Genomic DNA, 18,289 nt, shown 5'->3' with positions numbered 1-18,289 from the left:
CAAGTCCACCGCCAGACCTGTCCTGCGCACCACGCGGGACCTGTCAGCCAGTCACGCGGTCGGTGGAGTCTTACTGGCCCTGACAAGAGCTGCTGATCATGTGACTGTCTTGGTCTGCTCGCTGGTCTTGTCGTGGGGAAGAGACGGTTCCGGCCGGGCGGGGGCCGCCCTGCGTGCTCTGCGGGCACGGGTGCAGCACGGTCCCCGCTCCCCGTGCTGCCGGATCGGCTGCGCTCGGTCCGGCCGAGGCCGGTTCCTACGGGCGCGCGTCGGCCAGGGCGGTGGTCCTCGCCCCATGTCCGGATGCGACTGCCAGGGCAGGGGGAACGGACGGTTCAGCCTCGGGTGAAGGTGAACGTGATCCCTGCCTGCCCCGCCAGTTCGCCGCCGGACCCGAGCAGGGACACCGTTCCCTTCGCGCTCACCTCAGCGCTGAACGTCACCTCGTTCAGCTGGAACTCGCCCGCGCGCTGGGGCAACGAGGGGATCACGTCTTGCATCGTCGTGACGAAGTCCCGCAGGCGGGAGCGGAGTTCCTCGGCGGGGATCTCGGTGCGGGCGGCCCGCCATTCTTCGAAGCGTCGCAGGGTCAGCCGGTCGGTGCGCCCCGAGACAGTGTCCTCCAAGCCGAAGACGCTGATCGTCTTCGCGGTGTCAGGGGTGGGCTGGGGCTGAGGCACGGGGACTCTCCTCGGGTGTCGGGCGGACATGCAGGCCGGGATCGGCGTAGGCGGCATATGTCAGGCCTAGCGGGTTGCGCAGCGTGTACAGAAGGTGCAGTCGCGACTCCAGGAGTGCTCTGCCCAGCGGGATCCTACGGACGAGGAAGCGTTCGTACAGCGCCGTGGAGAACGCGGAGGCGATGTCGTCGGGGATCTCGGTCTCGGTGCCGATGAAGCCGCGGTTGCCGTTCATGAGGAAGAGGAACGGAAAAGACGGCGCTCCCGGGGCGCGAATCCGGCCCGACCCGCAGGCGTTCATCATCACCAGCGGCAGATCGAAGTCACGCAGGTCCTGGCTGGCCCCGAGGGCGACGAGGTCCGCTCCGAGGGCGCCCAGCGTGGTGCGGGAGTGGTGTCCCGCTCCGCTGAGTTCAATCTCGGAGGCAAGTGCGTCGTCCGAGCGCGTGTAGCAGTGGCAGGCGAAGTGCTGTAATTGGTCGGGCAGTTCGCGGAGGGTGCCGTCGAGGAGGAGCCTAGGGTCGAAGATCTGTTCGGCCAGACTCGGTGCGCACTCCGTGCCGTCGGGGTACGGGCCTTCGAGGTCGATGTGCGCGCTTCCGGCACCGCTGAACCAGGCCAGTTCTTCGACGGCTCCTTCGAGGTGTTCGTAGTACAGGTAGCGGGCGGGGACCCGGCCGTGCGGGCCGGCATGCAGGGTAAGGCCGCCGTGAACAGGGGCGGGCAACATGGCTCGGCGCACCACGCACGAGAAGCCGACGAGGGTCCGGCAAGCGGTAATGAAGTCGTCCGGGGTCTCGATGGGCGCGCCCGGGAACATCCGGAACAGCGGCAGGAACTCCAGCGGCAGGAAGCCGTCCCGGCCGCCGACGCACTCCACGAGCGGGGGCGGCAGTTCGGGGTTCATGCCGTACGGCAGGGCGTTGTTCCAGAACGCCTGGAGTTCCTTGAGGATGGCCTGCTGTCCGCCGAAAAGGATGAAGAGCAGGGTGCGGCCGAGGCCGTGCAGGCTCTGGAAGACCCGGTTGAGGTCCTTGTCCTCGACGTCGAATGCGGTGAGTTCGTCCTTGAGGCGGGTCAGCCCTTGGTCCAGTTCCTGGCGGACCCTGAGCAGAGCGTCACTGCCGAGCAGGGTGGCGCGCACGGGCGCGACGCCGGGGCGCCCGGCGGTGAACTCTAGTCGGGTCGCCTCGTTGGTGGTCAGGACGCGTACGCAGACGTCCGGCGGCCGTGCCTCGTTCATGCGTCGCCTATCGCCCCTGCCGGAGCCTGTACCTCTACCTTGAGGGCGACGACCTGAACGAGATGGCCCGCCTGGTAGAGCTGGATCCACACCTCGTGGCCGCCCTCCTTCTCGGGCAGCCGGAACTCGAAAGTGGTCTGCCGCTCGTTCTCGACGAGGAGGTTCCTGCGTTGCGGCAGGGATGTGAGCGTCGAACTGTCGGCCATGGCGTCGAAGGACACCGTTCGGGTATCCCTGCCGCCCTCGACGCGTACCGGCTCGAAGACGAAGAAGTCCCGGCCCGGGGGGCTCTCGACGACCGACGGGAGGTCACGGGCGCGTGGGTCGCGCACGACGGAGACGAACAGCTTCACACGCTGCCCCGCCGGTGCCGTGACCACGCCGCTGTCGGCCCGTACGTCCTCTTGCCCGCGGTCCAGCTCGATTGCGAGGTAGCCGACGAAGTTCGACAGGGGAGGGCCGGCCACAGCCTCCTTCATCGAGGAGTGGATCGCGGTTTGGACGTCCCGTTCGACCTGCCGGTGGAGTTCCGTCAGGTGGCCCCTGAGATAGCCCTTCAGGCCTTCGGCAACGGGACCGACCGTCCGGCCGGCGACCTCCCCCGCGAGGGCGGTCAGGTCGACATCCGCGCCGATCGGGAACTGCGGGGCGAAGGCGAACCTGTCCCGAAGCGCCTGGCTTACCTCGGCGCGTACGCCGCTCCGGAGCCGTAGCGCCACGAGATCGGCGAGTTCGTCGAGCCGGGTGCCGTCGGGAAGGTCTGGCGGCCGGTGCCACCCGGGTCGCTCCGCGAGCTCGTCGCCGCTCAGCGCACCGGCCAGCCGGATCATGTAAGGGCCCGAGGGATCCGGCGGCAGGGTGATGTGCATGCGCTTCGCCAGGTCGTACCGGTAGACGTCGATTGCGTCCGCCTTGGCTTGGTTCACCTCGACCAACAACCTGCGCGCCTGCACCAGCGCTATCACCGCCATGAGCAGCGGCCCCCAGAAGAGCGGGACGGGCCGCCAGTCCGTGTAGCGGAAACCGCCGAAGCCGGTGAGCCCGATGAGCAGCCAGGCACAGGACGTGCACAGGGCGGAAGCGACGGTGATCCGCCAGACGAGGACGCCCCGCTCCCCGCGCCGTACCTGTCGCAGGACCTCGTCTGAGGCGACCAGGGCGATCCGGGGCCAGACCTCGTCGATAGCGAGACCTGTAGTGAGGGCCGTGCGCCGGTGGAGTTCGATCACGGCGGCAGACCCGAGGGGCTGGGCGAGACGCCCCCACCAGGTGCGGACGCTGTGCGAAGTCGAGTCCAGTTCGCGCAAGCGGCGCTCCCAGTTCTGCTGCCGCTCTCGCAACGCCAGCCCCCGCACGCGCCGGGCTATTTCGGTCGTCCCGCCCCCAGGCTGTCCGGTACCCGTCCACAGCAGCACGCCATGCTGCACCAGCAGCAGAACAGCGCCAGCCATGGCCAGCCAGCCGACCCGCAGCAGTCCTCCGTCCGAGTCCGTAGCACTCCACGGCTCCCCGCGGGACATCGCCCACGCGACACTGGCCAGCGGGACCAGTATCCCGGCGAGCTGTGCCCCGGGCGGAGCCGTCCGGCCGCGATGGCCGACGGTCCTTCGACGGCGGGCGGAGAGGGACAACGCACCGAAGAGGAGCAGCGGGACGCCCACCGCGACACCGCTCGCCCACCACGCGGCCACGGTCTCGCCCCTCAGTGCGAAATCCGCCACCACACCGCTTGCGCCCAGGGCTCCGGCGGCCCCGAACCTCATCGGGTACCTGATGCCAGGCGACCTGTCCTGCGAATCAGACAGCCAGAAACTCGCAGCCAGTGGCACCATCGCGCCACCGAGGGCCCAGGCCGCCCACAGGGGCCCCTCGGCCGCGAAGCGGGCGGTGAGCCAGGCGCCGCACGCCTCGGACAGGGCGAAACAGGCGATGGTGAGGATGCCGTCGGACGGTGTGTGGCCACTGGCGGAGCCGTAGCGGTCGCTGACATTGGCGGTGCGCCAGGATGCGGCGCCGAGCAATACGAGGAACAGGCCTCCGGCCGCCCAGGCCGTCACGCCGTCCTGACCGCGGGCCAGCCTGGCGATGAACAGGAGCAGTTCGCCCAGGAAGGCCGTCGCCAGGATCCCGGCCGTGTACAGGTGCAGCGTCCGAGTTTCCCCCTGACGAGTGGGCTGGCGGCTGCGCCGGACGCGTGCGACGGCCGCCTCGGCGCACCACACGGCGGCCGCCGCGATCACCAGCCAGCCGCCGAGCAGCCACAGACCGCGCACCGCAGCGCCGTGCACGGGAGCGAGTACGGCACCCGCGCCGCCTACGGCGACCAAGACCGTGGCGGCCGTCGCGAAAGGAGCGACACCCTGCGTCCTCCCTGTTCTCCGCGCCATCACTTCCCCGTTGGCTAGTCTGAGTCCAGCAACTCAACAGCCAGTATGACCAGTTGTGAGACCGTCCGCGACGACGGCGCGAAGCTTCCGGGAATGGTCGACGCCGCGGCGATGGCCCGAGTCGACGCTTCCTGCGCGCCGTCCAGGGCCTCTAGCCACTCTCAGCACGGGCCGCTGCTTCGGAACCTGTTTGGGACGTGGCATGTGATTGCCGCCCACACCCAGCTCCGGCTCACCTGCGAAGGCGTGGCGAATCTCCACCGCCCCCGGGGAAGGGGCGAACCGGGCCCGCACGCCTGATCCGGCTCGTGTCCGCCGGGGGTTTCGGAACTTCCGCCCGCACCTGCACTCTCCGGCCCGTGCATCGAACCCATCAACGCTCGTATCATTGAGGCAACGTGGCTCCAAAATTCGCCGCTCTGGCTTTGTAGGCGAGATCTGCATGTCGGTGCGCGCTCTCAAGCGGAAGTGCGGCGTCGGTCACGAGACCGTACAGGAGGCTTTGGCCTCTGCGTTGCCGGAACCGCGGAAGAAGATGAGGCCGCGGGAGACGCGGCTGGACCTCTACAAGCCGGTGATCGACGCCATCCTCAGGACGGACCTGACCGCGCCGCGGAAGCAGCGACACACCGTCAAGCGGATCTACGACCGGCTGATGGACGAGAGCACGACGCCGTCGACATCTCCTATCAGATGATCCGCGGATACGTCGCCGGCCGCCGTCAGGAGATGCGGTGTACACCTATGCCGATCCGGTGAACAAGTACGATCTTGACGGTCGCTGGCTGGCTTGGTTGGGCCGCGCTGCCAAGTGGTGCTGGAAATCCTGCCGGAAGATCGGCCCCGCCGCCCGGCGAGCTTGGAACGGCGCCAGGAACATCGTCAGGAAGACTCGCGTTCGCTGTGTGCGATTCCCCAACGCGGGCGGCTTCGGCTGCGACCTCAGGTACAACGGCCGTAGGCAGTTTGGCGTCCATCACCACAAGGCGCGCGGAAAGTACCGTCCGCACTACCATCGGCGTCCCGGCATAGGCCGGCACCGGCCTTGGGACCCGCCGCCGAGCGGCAAGCCGTGGTGGAAGTGCTATTGGGTAGCTAAGGGCTGTCCCGTAACTCTGGAGACCGCTTGCCGGTGTCCGGTTCGACCTGCTTGGCCGGAATCCCGTTAAGGTAGCGACTTGGGGCGGAACCGAACAAGTCGGTCCGGCTGTGGTGATCCATCAGCCTCTGCCCCGAGTTACGGGACAACGCTTAGGTAGGTACCCATCTGTCAGGCCGCGGCGCGACACCCCGTGTCGCGCCGCGGCCTCGCGACTATGAGCAGTCTGCTACGAAGGGAGTCAAGAATGTCACCCGAATTCCCCTTGCGTTTTACCGACGAAGAAGGGGTCCAGCACGTCTTTGGCAGCGTCCGTGAGCTGGAGGAAACCGTCGAGTACGCCGACGACTTCGATCCTCCCTACCGCTGCGAGGACAGCGGTGGACGACGCGTCCGGGTCGTTATCTGGGACCTCCAACTGCTCTGCCTGCAAATCGTTCCGGAGGATTACGACGGGACGCTGGTCGAAATTGTTGAGTCGACGCATCGGAACGGAACGCGCGAATGGCTTGAGATGTTTCGCGGTGAGCCTCTCAGATCGGTGAAGGAGACTGCGAGTGGCGAGCTGTACGCCGAACCCGAGAGATGGGATTCAAGGCGGCCGACTCTGACCGTCAAGGCGGAAGCGTCCCCTCTGCGGCGCGAGGAGTTCCACGACAGGTGGCTGGGCGTGCGAGGTTTCAGAAGATGACGCGGTGAACGAGGATGAAGTCTCTCGTTACCCCTGGACGAGGCCCTGGGTGGGCAGCGGCGTCCGACCTGGGTCCAGAAGTGGGGTGGCTCGCCATCCCATGGGTGCCGGTCTCTGTGCGGCTGTGCCCTTTATGCTCTTCTGCTTGAGACTGTCGGGTGAGGAGGAGGCCGACGGCCTTCTGTTCGCTGTGCTCGCGGGGGGCCATGGGGGTTGTCTTCGGCCTCATGGCCTTCTCGGAGCGGCTCCGCCAGCGCATGCTCAAGCGCCTGGGCGTGTGGGACGGATCCTGAGTGACTGCCACTGAGCAGTGCTCGGAGTGGCCTGCTCAGGAACGCGAAAGCGGAGGGGAGCAGGGCAATGTCCCGAAAGGCGAGGGGGGAGTTCCTTGATGGCCCGGGTTGGTTGTGCTTGAGCATCGTGTTCTGGGGGTGGACGGCGGCCAGTAGCGGCAGCGGGCCCTGGGTGAGGGTTGCCGCGACGCTGGCACTGGTGTTCTGGGTGGTGTTGCTGCTGAGGCACTTTCTGCGATGTGCCCGTGATCGTAGGTCTGCTGAGCCGGATGAACCGGCAGCCTGAAGAACGCCAAGACCGGGGGACGGCCGGCCGCCTTCTCCACCAGCTCGGGGCAGGCCATATGTCAGTCCTCGGGTGGGCGGCGGCGCGTACGGCAGGAGCATGACCGGCGTCCTCAACTACAGCGGCGGCACGTTCCAGACGCCGACCACGCACTGCTGAACCAGCGCCCCGCAGGCCCCGTCTGATCAGGCGGGGCCTGTGGCCCTGCCTGTCTCACTCCCGTACTGCACAAGGACCGCGCCGTGTTCTCCGCGATCTTCCAGCACCACGTCGGCTATCTGGTCGGGTGCACCTTGACCGCCCTGATTCTCGGTGGCGTGGCATGGGCGCTCGCGCGCCGGCTGGGCAACCCTCACGGTCTGTGGTGGTCCGGACTCGCTTTCACCGTCACCGGTGTCCTCGGCGTCACCTTCATGGGCACCGGCGCGGCCGGCGGCGTGTGCGTCCTGAACCATCAGTTCGCCGAACCCTTCCGCACCACGCAGGGGCTGTGGAACCTGGCGATGATGGTGCCTGTCGGCGCCCTTGCTCTCCTGGCGGTCCGCCGGCCCCTTCCCGCCCTGGTCGGCGTCATCGCCCTGCCCTTGGGCATCGAGTTCACGCAGGCCACCGTCAACGGCCTGGGGCGTGTGTGCGACAGCTCGGACGCCGAGATGAACATCATCGGCGGACTGGCGGGACTCGCCATCGCCGCAACCGTACTCACGGTACGCAAGGCGCTGCTGTGGCAGGGCGGCGTGAAGGGCGCGTTGATCGCCTCCGTCGCACTGCTCCTGCTGGGCTCGGGCGTTGCCCGACCGATGCTCGACTTCACCAACGTCGACGGCAGCAGCCTCTCCGCAGCGGACACGGACCAGAAGCGCGCCGTCGAGGCGGTGGTGAAGGAAGCGTTCGGCGACCGGTACACGGTCGGTCAGCTGTATGAGCAGCCCTGCCTGGACACAGAGTGCAAGAACATCATCTTCAACCTGCACCTCCGTGAAAAGGGTCAGTCCGAGCTGTTCGGCAACGGGAGCCTGTCCTGGCCGGACAAGAAACACCTGAACGTACTCCTCGAGGACAGCGACCGGCCCACCGCCATGGGATACCCGGTGAAGGAGACCAAAGCGTCCACCACCGCCCGCCAGGCACACGACATCGCCCAGGCGTACGCCCGCCGGCATTACCCGTGGGCGAAGAGCGCGACCGTGCAGGAGACCGACCCGGTCGGCGAGAAGGCCGGCCTGGGCTGGATGACGAACTGGCGATGGACTCACCACGACGTCCTGATGCCCAGGATGCTGGACGTCCAGATCGACAGGGCCGGACGCGTCTCCCAGATCGACGTAACCCTCGGCCCGACCAGCGCAGACATCCCCAAGGCCAAGCTCGACGCACAGCAGGCCGAGAAAGCAGTGAACAAGGCCGTGGCGGCGCAGTTGCGGGCCAACGGAAGCACCGACGCCGAGTTCCAGACCGAGGCCGTCACCGTGAAGGCGGACGACCTGGACGGCACGTGGAAGCCCTACTGGCTCGTGAACGTCACCTCGCCCCACGCCGGACAGACCGACGATGCACAGCAACCGGCTCCCGTCGAGCTCTACCGAGTCAACGCCCTCACCGGACAGGTGTACGACGCAGGCTGGGTACCCATCAAGACGAGCTGACCCCGCCGACGAAGCAGGGCCGCCCGGCCTCGCGCCCGACCTGCCGGGGTGTGCTCACGTCTGCGGAGCGGCTCCGCGAGCACCGCAGCTGCGTGGGTCCCGTCCACATCAGAGTCCAGGTCTCTGAGCCGCCGCCCGTGTGCGGGCCGCGCCCGTGGCCTCGGTGTCGATGCCCTCGGACTGCTCCTGGCCGTCTGGGTGAGCGCCGCGAGCGTCTCCGACGCTGGCGGCATCCACCTGCTCTTCCAGATCGCCCCACAAGCCCCGCCGTGACGAAGGCATGAGCTGACACCAAGTACCGCACGAAGGCAGCCGCTCCGTACCCTCGGGCCCGCCCGCGAGGTGAGGTAGTGGGCAGCCGGGAGAGTCTTGCCTGCGGGCAGCCCGGGCCACGGCTGTGACTGGCAGACGGACGGATATTGGCTGATCCGAAAGCTCAAGATCTCCTCATACTTCACACACTCCATTGTTCTGGACGCGTCACGCATGATCCTGTGTGCTCGCGTCCTTGAACGTCGGGGGACGAGCCACCTACAAGGGAGCTCGCCGCTCATGTCACGCAGAGCTACTGTCGTCGCTGTCGCTTCCGCACTGCTGGTCGCAGCACCTACGACCGCGCACGCCGCCGATCCTGACCCCGGCTCCGACTCCGTCACCCAGGGCATATGCTCTGACCTCCCAGCAGCGTCTCCCGTACCTGCCGCGTTGACGGCCTTGGAGGGGCGGCCGCATCACTCAAGGAGCGTGTCTACTCGCCTCTGGCGCCCGCTGCGGTGCGAGCTGCCTTGGAGGCCGACCCGGTCGCGACTCGTGAGCCTGAACCACACGCTCTTTGAGACACAGCCTCCCCGAGGAACACGAAAGGCAAGGAGAGCACTCTCCTTGCCACACTCAACTTATAGCGCATCGGGGGGCTTGCCACAAGGCCCCCGTCAGGGCGGAGAATCGGCGGCCGATACCCGACACCCTGCGGAAATGAGGGACGCGACGTGTGCGTGCGGTGGTCGACACATGGGGGAGCGGTGGCGCGGTGGCCCCGGAAGGCGGCGCGATGAACGAGCAGTACGTGGTGGACCTCGTAGAGGTCGCCGGGACTCAGGTCACGGTCGTCGGCGGCAAGGCGGCGCACCTGGGTGAGCTGTCGCGGATGGAGGGGACCCGGGTGCCAGCCGGCTTCTGCGTGACGACGGACGCCTTCCGGCGGGTCGTGGCGCACGTGCCGTCGATCGACGAGCAGCTCGACGAGCTGGCGCGTGTCGACCCGGACGACCGGGAGACGATCCGCACGCTCGGCGCGCGGCTCCGCCGTGCCGTCGAGGGAGCCGCCGTCCCGGGCGTCGTCGCGCAGGCGATCACCCGCGCCCTCGCCCGGTTCGGCGAGGGGGCCGCCTACGCCGTCCGCTCCAGCGCGACGGCGGAAGACCTGCCGACGGCCTCCTTCGCCGGCCAGCAGGACACCTACCTGAACGTCGTGGGGCCGGCGGCGGTCCTGGAGCACGTCAGCCGGTGCTGGGCCTCGCTGTTCACCGAACGGGCCGTCACCTACCGGCTCAGGAAAGGCATCGACCACCGCGCCGTCCGCATGGCCGTGGTCGTGCAGCGGATGGTCTTCCCGGAGGCGTCCGGCATCCTGTTCACGGCCGACCCCGTCACGGGCCACCGGAAGACCGCCACCGTGGACGCCGTGTTCGGCCTCGGCGAGGCCCTGGTCTCCGGACTGGTGAACCCGGACGTCTTCAAGGTTCGGGACGGCGAGATCGTCGACAAGAGGATCGTCGCCAAACAGCGCACCGTCCATGCCCTGCTGACCGGCGGGACGCGGGACGTCGCCGTCGACGCGCGGCGGCAGCAGCAGCCGGCGTTGACGGATGCTCAGGTCTTGCGGCTCGTACAGCTCGGGCGGTTGATCGAAGCGCACTTCGGTCGCCCCCAGGACATCGAATGGTGCCTGGACGGCGACGACTTCCACATCGTGCAGAGCCGGCCCATCACCACGCTGTTCCCCACCCCCGAGTCCGACGACCAGGAGAACCACGTCTACGTCTCCGTCGGGCACCAGCAGATGATGACCGACGCCATGAAGCCCCTCGGCCTCTCACTGTGGCGGATGACGGCCATGGTCCCGATGCAGGAGGCCGGCGGGCGGCTGTTCGTGGACGTGACCCCGCACCTGGCCGCACCCGCCAGCCGCACCGCCCTCCTGGACATGATGGGGCGAGGCGACCCGCTGATCACGGATGCGCTGCAGACACTCCTCGACCGCGGCGACTTCGTCCCGTCGTTCCCCGACACGGGACCCGGCGGGCCACCGGCCGACGGCGCCCCCGCCCCGATCGACACCGATCCGGCCCTCGTCACCGAACTGGTCGAGCGTAGCGAGGCATCCGTCGCCGCGCTGGAGCGCGACATCCGCACGAAGCACGGAGCAGAGCTGTTCGACTTCCTGCTGGAGGCCTTCGAGGACCACAAAGGCGTCCTCGGTGATCCGCTGAGCATGCAGGTGATCATGGCGGGCATGGAGGCCACCTGGTGGCTCAACGACCGCTTGCGGGACTGGCTGGGCGAGAAGAACGCGGCCGACACGCTCACGCTGTCCGCCCCCGGCAACGTCACCTCGGAGATGGGACTGGCTCTGATGGACGTGGCCGACGCCGTCCGCCCGCACTCGGAGGTGGTGGCGTTCCTGCAGGGCGTCGAGGACGACGACTTCCTCGACGACCTGGCGAAACTCGCGGGCGGGTCCGAAGCGCGCGACGCCATCAAGGCCTACCTCGACCGCTACGGGATGCGCTGCGTGGGCGAGATCGACATCACGCGGCCGCGCTGGCGGGAACAGCCCGCCGCCCTCGTGCCCGCGATCCTCGACAACGTCCGGAACTTCCCGCCGGGCGCCGCCGCACGGCGCTTCGAGGAAAGCCGGCAGAAGGCGCTGCGCAAGGAACAGGACGTACTGTCCCGCCTGCGGGCCCTGCCGGACGGGGAGCGGAAGGCCGACGAGACCAAGCGGATGATCGACCGGGTGCGCACCTTCATCGGATACCGGGAGTACCCGAAGTACGGCATCGTCAGCCGCTACTTCATCTACAAGCGGGCCCTGCTCGCCGAGGCCGAACGGCTCGTGCGGGCCGGCGTGCTCGCCGAGAAGGAGGACGCCTTCTACCTCACCTTCCAGGAACTGCACGAGGCCGCGCGCTCGCACCGGGCGGACGCCGAGCTGATCCGGCAGCGCAAGGACGCCTTCCGTGCGTACCAGGCGCTGACCCCGCCCCGGGTGCTCACCTCGGACGGTGAAGCCGTCAACGGGGCGTACCGACGCGACGACGCACCGGCAGGCGCCCTGCTGGGCCTGCCGGTCTCCGCCGGGACCGTCGAAGGGCGGGCCCGCGTGATCCTGGACATGGCGCAAGCCGATCTCGAAGAGGGCGACATCCTGGTCACGGCCTACACGGACCCGAGCTGGTCGCCGTTGTTCGTCGGGATCGCGGGCCTGGTGACGGAGGTGGGCGGCCTGATGACCCATGGCGCGGTCATCGCCCGGGAATACGGCCTGCCGACGGTCGTGGGCGTGGAACAGGCCACCCGCCTGATCCAGGACGGCCGGCGGATCCGCGTCCACGGCACCGACGGCTACATCGAGTTGCTCTCCTGACCAGCGGAATCTATCCAAGGTGCGGTGTCGCCGGGCCCGGGGTGGCGCCGTACGTCTACGTAGAGGCGGGCCGGTAGGCCCGCCTCTACGGGCACACGCCATAAAGGGCTCTCCCGTAGGTGGTCCACAGCCGGTACAGGGCGTCCAACACCGTCTGCGCCGTGTCGTCGGCGGCCGCGGTGTCGAGGAAGACAAGGCCTGGCTCGTCCAGGGAACGCAGGTGGCCAGCGCTGTACCGGGCGGTGTCGGCTTCCCCGGTGCGATAGTTCGGGGCGCTGGTGGAGGTGGTGGCGCCAGGCGATCACTTGGTCGGCCATCTCGGCAGCTCTCCGGTCCAGCTCGGTGTGCATCACATCAACACTCGGCCTGGTCCTGGTCCGCCTCCAGCGGCTGTGAGCCCTTCAAGCGCTGCTGGCATCAGGGCAACCAGCTGGAGGGGAGGAGGGTTGCTTCAGGAGGAGGGGAGCCGAGGGTATCGAGAAGACCATCAGGAGCTGGCCTCCCCGCGTCGCGGAAGGCCCCCTGCCGCCGGAGAACGTTGCACCGCTGAAGTCCAGGTCACCGTCGACGGTGACGCCGGTGAGGTCGAGATCGCAGCCATGCTAGGAGCGGTGGGTCCCTGAGGGACGGCGGTAGTGCTCGTCGACGGGGCCTATGCCGGTGCTGCCGCCGACGCGGGGCGCAGCACCGCGAGCGGCGAGCGCCAGCCCTTCTCGACCGTGCGCAGCTGCTCCCAGTCGACTTCCGGATGGGCGGGGATGACTGCGTCGCCGGACGCCGTGGTGTGGGAGCGCGACGTTGACGGCCCTGGCCCGGCTCGTGCCGTAGTGGACCTCGATCGACTGCGGGGAGGAGGCAGGGCCCCGGGGAGAATCCCGTCGCTCCCGGTTTGACCGGTTGATCATCGATGCCCGGGCATGAGACGAGCACGGCTCTTGTGGATCACGGAGTTCTCTGACCGGAAAACTCAACGGTCAGGGTGCCAGACGGACACCAGGATGGAGCGGGCGACGGCGACCAGGGCTTTCATGTGGCCGCGGCGTTTGATGATCCTGCGGTAGCGGGCGCCGAGGAAGGTGTCGGCCCGTGCGGCGGAGATCGCTGCTTCGCCGAGGGTGCCGCGGAGCCAGGGGTTGCCCTTGCCGGTGGGGCCGGAGGTGTTCTTGTTTCCGGACTGGAGGGTGCGTGGGGAGAGTGCCCCGCCCTGCTCCTCACCCCGACCGCGTTCGCGAGTTTCATCGCGCGGTTGTAACCAGGCTTCAGGCCGCGTGCGGAGTGAACGCGACCCTGGAGTCGCCCTCGTCGATGGCCAGGTTCAGAGTGCCGCCCAGGGCCTTCGCCAGGCGGCGCAGCAGCGGGAGGGTGGGGACGGTGTCGCCGCCCTTCATCCGGGACACCTGCGGCTGAGTCATCCCGGCTCGTTCGGTCAACTCCGCCTGGGACAGGTCGAGTTCGATCCGGCGGTCGTAGACGGCCTGACCCAAGTCGCCGGCCAGCCGCGCGTCGACGTACTCCTGGTGTACTCGACCGCCTCTCCCGCAAGCTGCCGGGTCCGGCGCGTTCTCCACGTGCTGTGATTCATCGGCTCTCCCTACGCCGATCGTCGATGTGCTCGGCCCGGCCGTGCTCGGTCTCGCAGACCTTCTGGGCCTGATGTGCACGTTCGACCTCTGCCGCCTCGCGCATCTTCGTCTTGCGGAACACCGTCAGCAGAACGATCCGCTGTCCTGGGGCGAGCCAGTACGGGATGCGTACAGCTTCGCCGTCCAACTCGAAGCGCAGTTCACGCAGCTTGCCGCCCAGGTGACGAGAGTACGGCTCACCGAGCGTTGTCGGCTCGTCCAGGAGATGGTCCGTCTTGTCCTCCACCCGCCGGTAGAGGCGCAGCGGAAGTAACTCCAGCCAGTTCCGCACCTCGGGCTCGATCTAATGGCATAGCGCAAGCTCGCGCGGACCTCGGATAGGTCGAGCGCGCGTTCTTTTCCCGCAGCCACGCCGTAGCCACCGACGCGCGCGGATCCCGAAGAACCCCGTTTCGTAACCCGAAGAGTTATAGGTACCCCTTGCGCCCGGCCCTCCCCATGCTGGTGATCGTCCTGCCGAGGGCAGGGCGGAGTGACAAGGTCAACGGGGAAACGGAGAGCGTGTGATGGGGATCAGGGCGAGGGTGGTGGCGACGGCTGCCACGGCGGTGTTCGCGGGGCTCGGTGTCGTGGCTACGGCCCTGCCGGCGGCAGCGGCGACCACGCCGAAGGGGAACAACAGCAGCAACGAGGACGTGCTGTTGGTGCACGGGTACGACCCGTTGTGGGAGGCGAAGTTCGACTGCAACGACTACTTCAAGGACATCCGCAAGGACCTCAAGGACTACCGGTGGAAGGGGAAGGTGCGGGGGGTCGCCTTCTACAAGGGTGACTGGAACTGTGACTTCCGGATCGCCAGTGGGGATCGGGACACCGGGCTGAAGGACCTGGGGAAGAAGCTCGCGAACAAGATCTACAAGGACTACACGGCGAAGGGGAAGTCCGTCGACCTCGTGGGACACTCCATGGGCGGCCTCATCATCCGCGCCGCGCTGACCGGCGTCGCCAAGAAGGAAGCCGGGTTCCCGAAGAAGCTGTTCGTCGAGGACGTGGTGACGCTGGGGACGCCGCACGCGGGGACCAACTGGGGCTGGGGGCACTCGTACCAGCAGACCAAGGACATGCGGAAGAACTCGTCGCTCATCAAGTGGCTGAAGAACAACCCGCAGTCCACGCAGCCCACCGACTGGACGGCGATCGGCAGTGACAGCGACGCCATCGTCTCGGAGTCGTCGGCGACCGCGGGCGGCTTCAAGCACTGGGTCCGCTACGACGACCTCCCGGGCAAAGACGACCACGCGGCCCTCAAGTCGGTCCGGACGGGGCTGCACAAGCTGAAGTACCGCAACTCGCCCTCCGCGGCGACCGGTTGGAAGACGGCCGGCTCTCCTGCCCCCTGGACGACCTCCGCGCTGTTCCACTACACAAAGTGGTGACACGCCGGCACCACTGACACCCCGCCACCACTGACTCGGGCGCCGTCGGGACCATCCCGGCGGCGCCCGCCGTTGCCTGAGAACGCCCAAAAAATCAGTCCAGTACGGCGACCGCCTCGATCTCCACCAGGTGCTCCGGTACGTCCAGCGCCGCCACCCCGATCAGCGTCGCCGGGGGCCGGTGGCAGGGCCCCGGGGAGAATCCAGTTCGCCCGTTTTGATCATGGGATGCCGTGCAGGTTGAGGGCGGCGTCGGGGCGGGTGTGAGCGCGTCGGCCGCTGGCGATGTTGGTCCAGCCGGCCCGATCGAGGGCCGTGCGGGTCAGGTCGCGCAAGGCGCTCATGACGGCCGGGGTGTGGTGACGTCGGACCTGGCTGGCGTCCTCGGCGAAGGTGACGTCCTTTGTCCAGTGGACGGTGTTCTCGATGATCCAGTGGCCGCGGGCCCAGGAAGCGATCTCGGCGGGGGATGCCTGGTGGGCGGGCAGGTCGGTGACTGCGTAGACCGTCTCGGTCTGCCACTTCTTCGCACTGAGGGACCGGCGTTTGCGGTGGATGCGAATGACCTGGCGGGCGTATGGGAAGAGCAGGCCGTCCACGGAGACTACCTTCACCTCCCGTACCTCCTCGCGGCCGTGCCCCCGGTCGCGTGAACGGTCAAGGACAGGTGCCTTGCCCCAAGGCAACTTCCTCAACTGCCCCGCGAGCGTGGGCTGGTTGTTCTTCACCGACAGCAGGTAGTGCGCGTGACGGTCCTCGACGAGGTAGCGGGCGTGACCCTTCTGCGCGTGCATCGCGTCGACCGTGATCACGGCCTCGTGCAGGTCCGAGTAGTCGATGGTGTCCAGGAGCGGGGCGAACTCAGGAATCTCGTTGCTCTTCGCGCCGATCTCGCGCAGGGCGGCCGTCAGTGCGTCGTCGTGACGGACGGCGGTCAGGACGAACATCCGGCTGCCGTCGGCGCGGACGGCTCCGCGCAGGCACTTGCCGTCCACGGCGAACGCCCGCCGCCTCAGCCGGACCGGGTCCGGGGCAAGCACGGCGGCTCGGTGGGCACGGCGCTGTTCGCGTTCGGGGACGCCGTCGGGGCTCAGCGGTCCGGTGGCGGGCGACGCCAGCGCAGTGAGCCGGGCGAAACCCGCGGCGGTCAGCGCGCCGGGATCCACTTTGGCGAAGGCGTCCCGCAAGGTCCGCTCGCCCGGAGCCCGATACCGGCCGGCGAACGGATCGAACGGGCAGCCCAGACGGGCCAGCACCTTCTGATCGCACCGACGGGCCCATTCCGCGATCGCAACCAGGGAGTTGTGCCCGGCCGCCGTCATCGCGCACACCCCGATCGCAAGCAGCGTGGCCAGCCGATATCGAACGCCCCGCGGATCACGCGGGTCGGGCACCTTGGCCAGTGCCCGGAGCAGCCCGTCCGCCGACACCTCCCCGACCGCACCGGTGGACGAGCAGGGCGACGTGCCCAGGGACACGGACATGAGGGAGGATGGAGCGACGAGCACGGCAGCCTTGCTGATCCGGGAGCGTAGAGAACTCCATGATCCACAAGAGCCGTGCTCGTCTCATGTCCGGGCATCGATGATCAACCGGTCAATCCGGGAGCGACGGGATTCTCCCCGGGGCCCCGGGGGAGGAGGTCCATCCGAGCCGCACCATGTGGCCGAAGCCGCCCGTGGTGCCGGGCTTCGGTAGGTGTCAGGTGTCAGCGTGGAATCCGCCATACTCCATGAGTGACTGCACCGATAGGCCCCGTGATCATCTTTGATGACGAGTTCCACATGTACGTCCTGAGGGATCACGCATTCGCCGAGACATGGTGGGAGATGCCCGGTGAGTACGCCTGCGGGTTCGACGCGCTGACCAGGCCATTGCGCATGACAGGTGAGTTCCACAAAGTCCGCCTCGAGCTGACTGGTGAGGAGCCGGATGAGGCGGAGGTGCGCCGACTGGTGGCCAACCACTATGGGCGCTTTCTCCGCGGACAGGTGCCACCTCAGGCGACCGCCCTTTCGGACTTCGTTGCAGCACTGCTTCGTGAAGGGCTGTGATCTGGGCGGTTTCACCGGTCGCTCTCCCGGACGGTCCGCCGTGCGTGGCTCGGCTTCGGCCGGTGCGAGCCACCGCGACAGTTCCCTGTCCGTAGTTGCCCGGGTGGCTACTGCTCACCAGTTGCCTCCGGGCCGTTCGGCACCGCGCCGGACCGCGCGAACGAGCACGTTCACTGGATACCCGAATCGTCCGCACGCCTTTTGTGGGCCTCGCCCGTCGCCCCGAATGCACTGGACAGCACAACTGCAAGGAACGTCTGGCTATGTTCGGTCAGAGAGATAGCCATTTCATTGTGAGGAAGTCGGCGACATGCTCAACTCGCCGTGTTGCAGGTGTTCGCCCCCTCTGGTCGCTGTGAGCGGCAGGCCTGCCCACTGACCCCCTGGCTTACGGCGATCCCTCCATCGAACTGGTGGAGGGGGCGTTACTGTACGGACGGACGCGGGGCGTCGTGGCCGGGGTGCGGCATCGCAGGAGTCCTCGTACGACCGGCCTGTCCAGTGGCCCGTACCGCCCGGACGCCACTTCCAGCCGGTGCGACCGAAACCTCACAGCGGTGACCCGCCACCCAGCTGTCCTGGACCGCACCGGATGTCGCCGTCGCGGGCCGACCGTCAAAACACCCCGTATGCGGCACCAGGCCGGTCCATCGTGTCGCCTTCGTCGGCTCGATCTGGATGGCGGCCCACTGCCGGCCCTGCGCTGTCATCTGCCCGTCGGCGGGGGCGGGGTGCGCCTTGTCGGCTGCGGGGCCTGCGCCCGCCGCCGACGTCGCCCGAGGCCGGTGCCAGGACGCCGATCTGGGGAAACCGGCTGGTAGAGGTGGGGAGCGCACTTCGGTTCCGCCCTCGAGGCGGGCGGGGTTCCGGGCGCGCCCCCGCGCATACGCAGCGGAAGTGCGTCCCACGCGCTCCCCCGGCGGGATCCAGCCGAAATCGGTGAAGGGTCCCGGCCAGGTGCCCGTGACGGCGTGCGTCGGCCGTCGGGGTCACGATCAACGCCGCATCGGGATGAGCCACCTTCGAATCACGTATTCCGGTTCTTTGCTGTCGTGCCTGTGCGGCCGTGGCGGACAATCTCTGTGCAGGTGAGGCGAGTTGCGGGGTCTGTGCGCCCAAGGGCAACTGCAGGTTCTGCATGTGTGGCTGTTTAGCCGTCTGGCCCTGGGGCACGCGTGGTGCGAGCGGCGCAGTAAGCCGGAGCCATCGTCGATGGGTTCGGCCCGGGCTGCCCGGAAGCCA

11 protein-coding genes and 3 pseudogenes are annotated in these 18,289 nt (G+C 68.2%); 6 read left to right on the top strand and 8 right to left on the bottom strand.

Annotation, left to right across the window (positions count from 1 at the left end; all coding sequences use genetic code 11):
• Window positions 1–335 precede the first annotated feature (335 nt).
• From ACLGIH_RS00650 to ACLGIH_RS00640, 3 genes are read right to left on the bottom strand one after another with little or no spacing between them, the layout of a single operon-like run.
• A complete protein-coding gene (locus tag ACLGIH_RS00650; protein ID WP_416523231.1) occupies window positions 336–680 on the bottom strand; it encodes a Pepco domain-containing protein in 345 nt (114 codons plus the stop codon).
• Window positions 655–1,923: a CHAT domain-containing protein gene (locus tag ACLGIH_RS00645; RefSeq protein ID WP_416523230.1), complete on the bottom strand. Its 1,269-nt coding sequence runs from the start codon at window positions 1,921–1,923 to the stop codon at window positions 655–657. Before ACLGIH_RS00645 ends, ACLGIH_RS00650 begins: the two co-directional genes overlap by 26 nt.
• Window positions 1,920–4,211, bottom strand: a complete 2,292-nt coding sequence (locus ACLGIH_RS00640; RefSeq protein ID WP_416523229.1) for a hypothetical protein — start codon at window positions 4,209–4,211, stop codon at window positions 1,920–1,922. The genes ACLGIH_RS00645 and ACLGIH_RS00640 overlap by 4 nt, the downstream gene beginning before the upstream one ends.
• Window positions 4,212–4,845: 634 nt before the next feature.
• Here ACLGIH_RS00640 and ACLGIH_RS00635 point away from each other — a divergent pair.
• The 4 genes from ACLGIH_RS00635 to rph all read left to right on the top strand — a co-directional run bounded on the left by ACLGIH_RS00635 (window position 4,846) and on the right by rph (window position 11,974).
• On the top strand, window positions 4,846–5,007 hold the full coding sequence (locus tag ACLGIH_RS00635) for a hypothetical protein (RefSeq protein ID WP_416529568.1): 162 nt from the start codon (window positions 4,846–4,848) through the stop codon (window positions 5,005–5,007).
• 649 nt (window positions 5,008–5,656) lie between these two features.
• Window positions 5,657–6,100 carry a hypothetical protein gene (locus ACLGIH_RS00630; protein ID WP_416523228.1) on the top strand — a complete coding sequence of 148 codons (444 nt, stop codon included), beginning with the start codon at window positions 5,657–5,659 and terminating at the stop codon, window positions 6,098–6,100.
• Between the two features lie 821 nt (window positions 6,101–6,921).
• Window positions 6,922–8,325, top strand: coding sequence for a VanZ family protein (locus tag ACLGIH_RS00625; RefSeq protein WP_416523227.1), 1,404 nt, complete (start codon window positions 6,922–6,924; stop codon window positions 8,323–8,325).
• Window positions 8,326–9,376: 1,051 nt separating this feature from the next.
• Complete coding sequence (gene rph / locus ACLGIH_RS00620; RefSeq protein WP_416523226.1) at window positions 9,377–11,974, top strand: rifamycin-inactivating phosphotransferase; 2,598 nt, start codon at window positions 9,377–9,379, stop codon at window positions 11,972–11,974.
• Window positions 11,975–12,941: 967 nt separating this feature from the next.
• On the opposite strand, the pseudogene ACLGIH_RS00615 reads toward rph, so the two are convergent.
• The 3 genes and pseudogenes from ACLGIH_RS00615 to ACLGIH_RS00605 all read right to left on the bottom strand — a co-directional run.
• A pseudogene (locus ACLGIH_RS00615) lies at window positions 12,942–13,157 on the bottom strand (IS110 family transposase); the annotation flags it as partial.
• Window positions 13,158–13,233: 76 nt separating this feature from the next.
• Window positions 13,234–13,556: pseudogene (locus ACLGIH_RS00610) on the bottom strand (helix-turn-helix domain-containing protein).
• On the bottom strand, window positions 13,553–13,888 hold the full coding sequence (locus ACLGIH_RS00605; RefSeq protein WP_264935841.1) for a type II toxin-antitoxin system RelE/ParE family toxin: 336 nt from the start codon (window positions 13,886–13,888) through the stop codon (window positions 13,553–13,555). Before ACLGIH_RS00605 ends, ACLGIH_RS00610 begins: the two are co-directional and overlap by 4 nt.
• A gap of 235 nt (window positions 13,889–14,123) precedes the next feature.
• Between ACLGIH_RS00605 and ACLGIH_RS00600 the strand changes: the two genes are divergently transcribed.
• Window positions 14,124–14,993 carry an esterase/lipase family protein gene (locus ACLGIH_RS00600; protein ID WP_416523225.1) on the top strand — a complete coding sequence of 290 codons (870 nt, stop codon included), beginning with the start codon at window positions 14,124–14,126 and terminating at the stop codon, window positions 14,991–14,993.
• A 94-nt stretch (window positions 14,994–15,087) separates the two neighbouring features.
• Here ACLGIH_RS00600 and ACLGIH_RS00595 read toward each other — a convergent pair.
• Window positions 15,088–15,177 (bottom strand): annotated as a pseudogene (locus ACLGIH_RS00595) (RidA family protein); the annotation flags it as partial.
• A gap of 37 nt (window positions 15,178–15,214) precedes the next feature.
• Window positions 15,215–16,501: an ISAs1 family transposase gene (locus ACLGIH_RS00590; protein WP_416523224.1), complete on the bottom strand. Its 1,287-nt coding sequence runs from the start codon at window positions 16,499–16,501 to the stop codon at window positions 15,215–15,217.
• 228 nt (window positions 16,502–16,729) lie between these two features.
• Here ACLGIH_RS00590 and ACLGIH_RS00585 point away from each other — a divergent pair, with 228 nt between their 5' ends.
• Window positions 16,730–17,047, top strand: coding sequence for a hypothetical protein (locus tag ACLGIH_RS00585; protein WP_416523223.1), 318 nt, complete (start codon window positions 16,730–16,732; stop codon window positions 17,045–17,047).
• Window positions 17,048–18,289: the final 1,242 nt, after the last annotated feature.

The organism is Streptomyces hamibioticus (assembly GCF_047946815.1).
In the GTDB taxonomy this organism is placed as follows: domain Bacteria; phylum Actinomycetota; class Actinomycetes; order Streptomycetales; family Streptomycetaceae; genus Streptomyces.
Note: the sequence above shows the minus strand (reverse complement) of the source record. Positions and strands in the feature narration are given on the sequence as shown.

Coding starts and splice junctions, on each gene's coding strand:
- ACLGIH_RS00645 (WP_416523230.1), bottom strand. CDS start 1,923: ATGAACGAGGCACGGCCGCCGGACGTCTGCGTACGCGTCCTGACCACC.
- ACLGIH_RS00635 (WP_416529568.1), top strand. CDS start 4,846: ATGAGGCCGCGGGAGACGCGGCTGGACCTCTACAAGCCGGTGATCGAC.
- ACLGIH_RS00630 (WP_416523228.1), top strand. CDS start 5,657: ATGTCACCCGAATTCCCCTTGCGTTTTACCGACGAAGAAGGGGTCCAG.
- rph (WP_416523226.1), top strand. CDS start 9,377: ATGAACGAGCAGTACGTGGTGGACCTCGTAGAGGTCGCCGGGACTCAG.
- ACLGIH_RS00600 (WP_416523225.1), top strand. CDS start 14,124: ATGGGGATCAGGGCGAGGGTGGTGGCGACGGCTGCCACGGCGGTGTTC.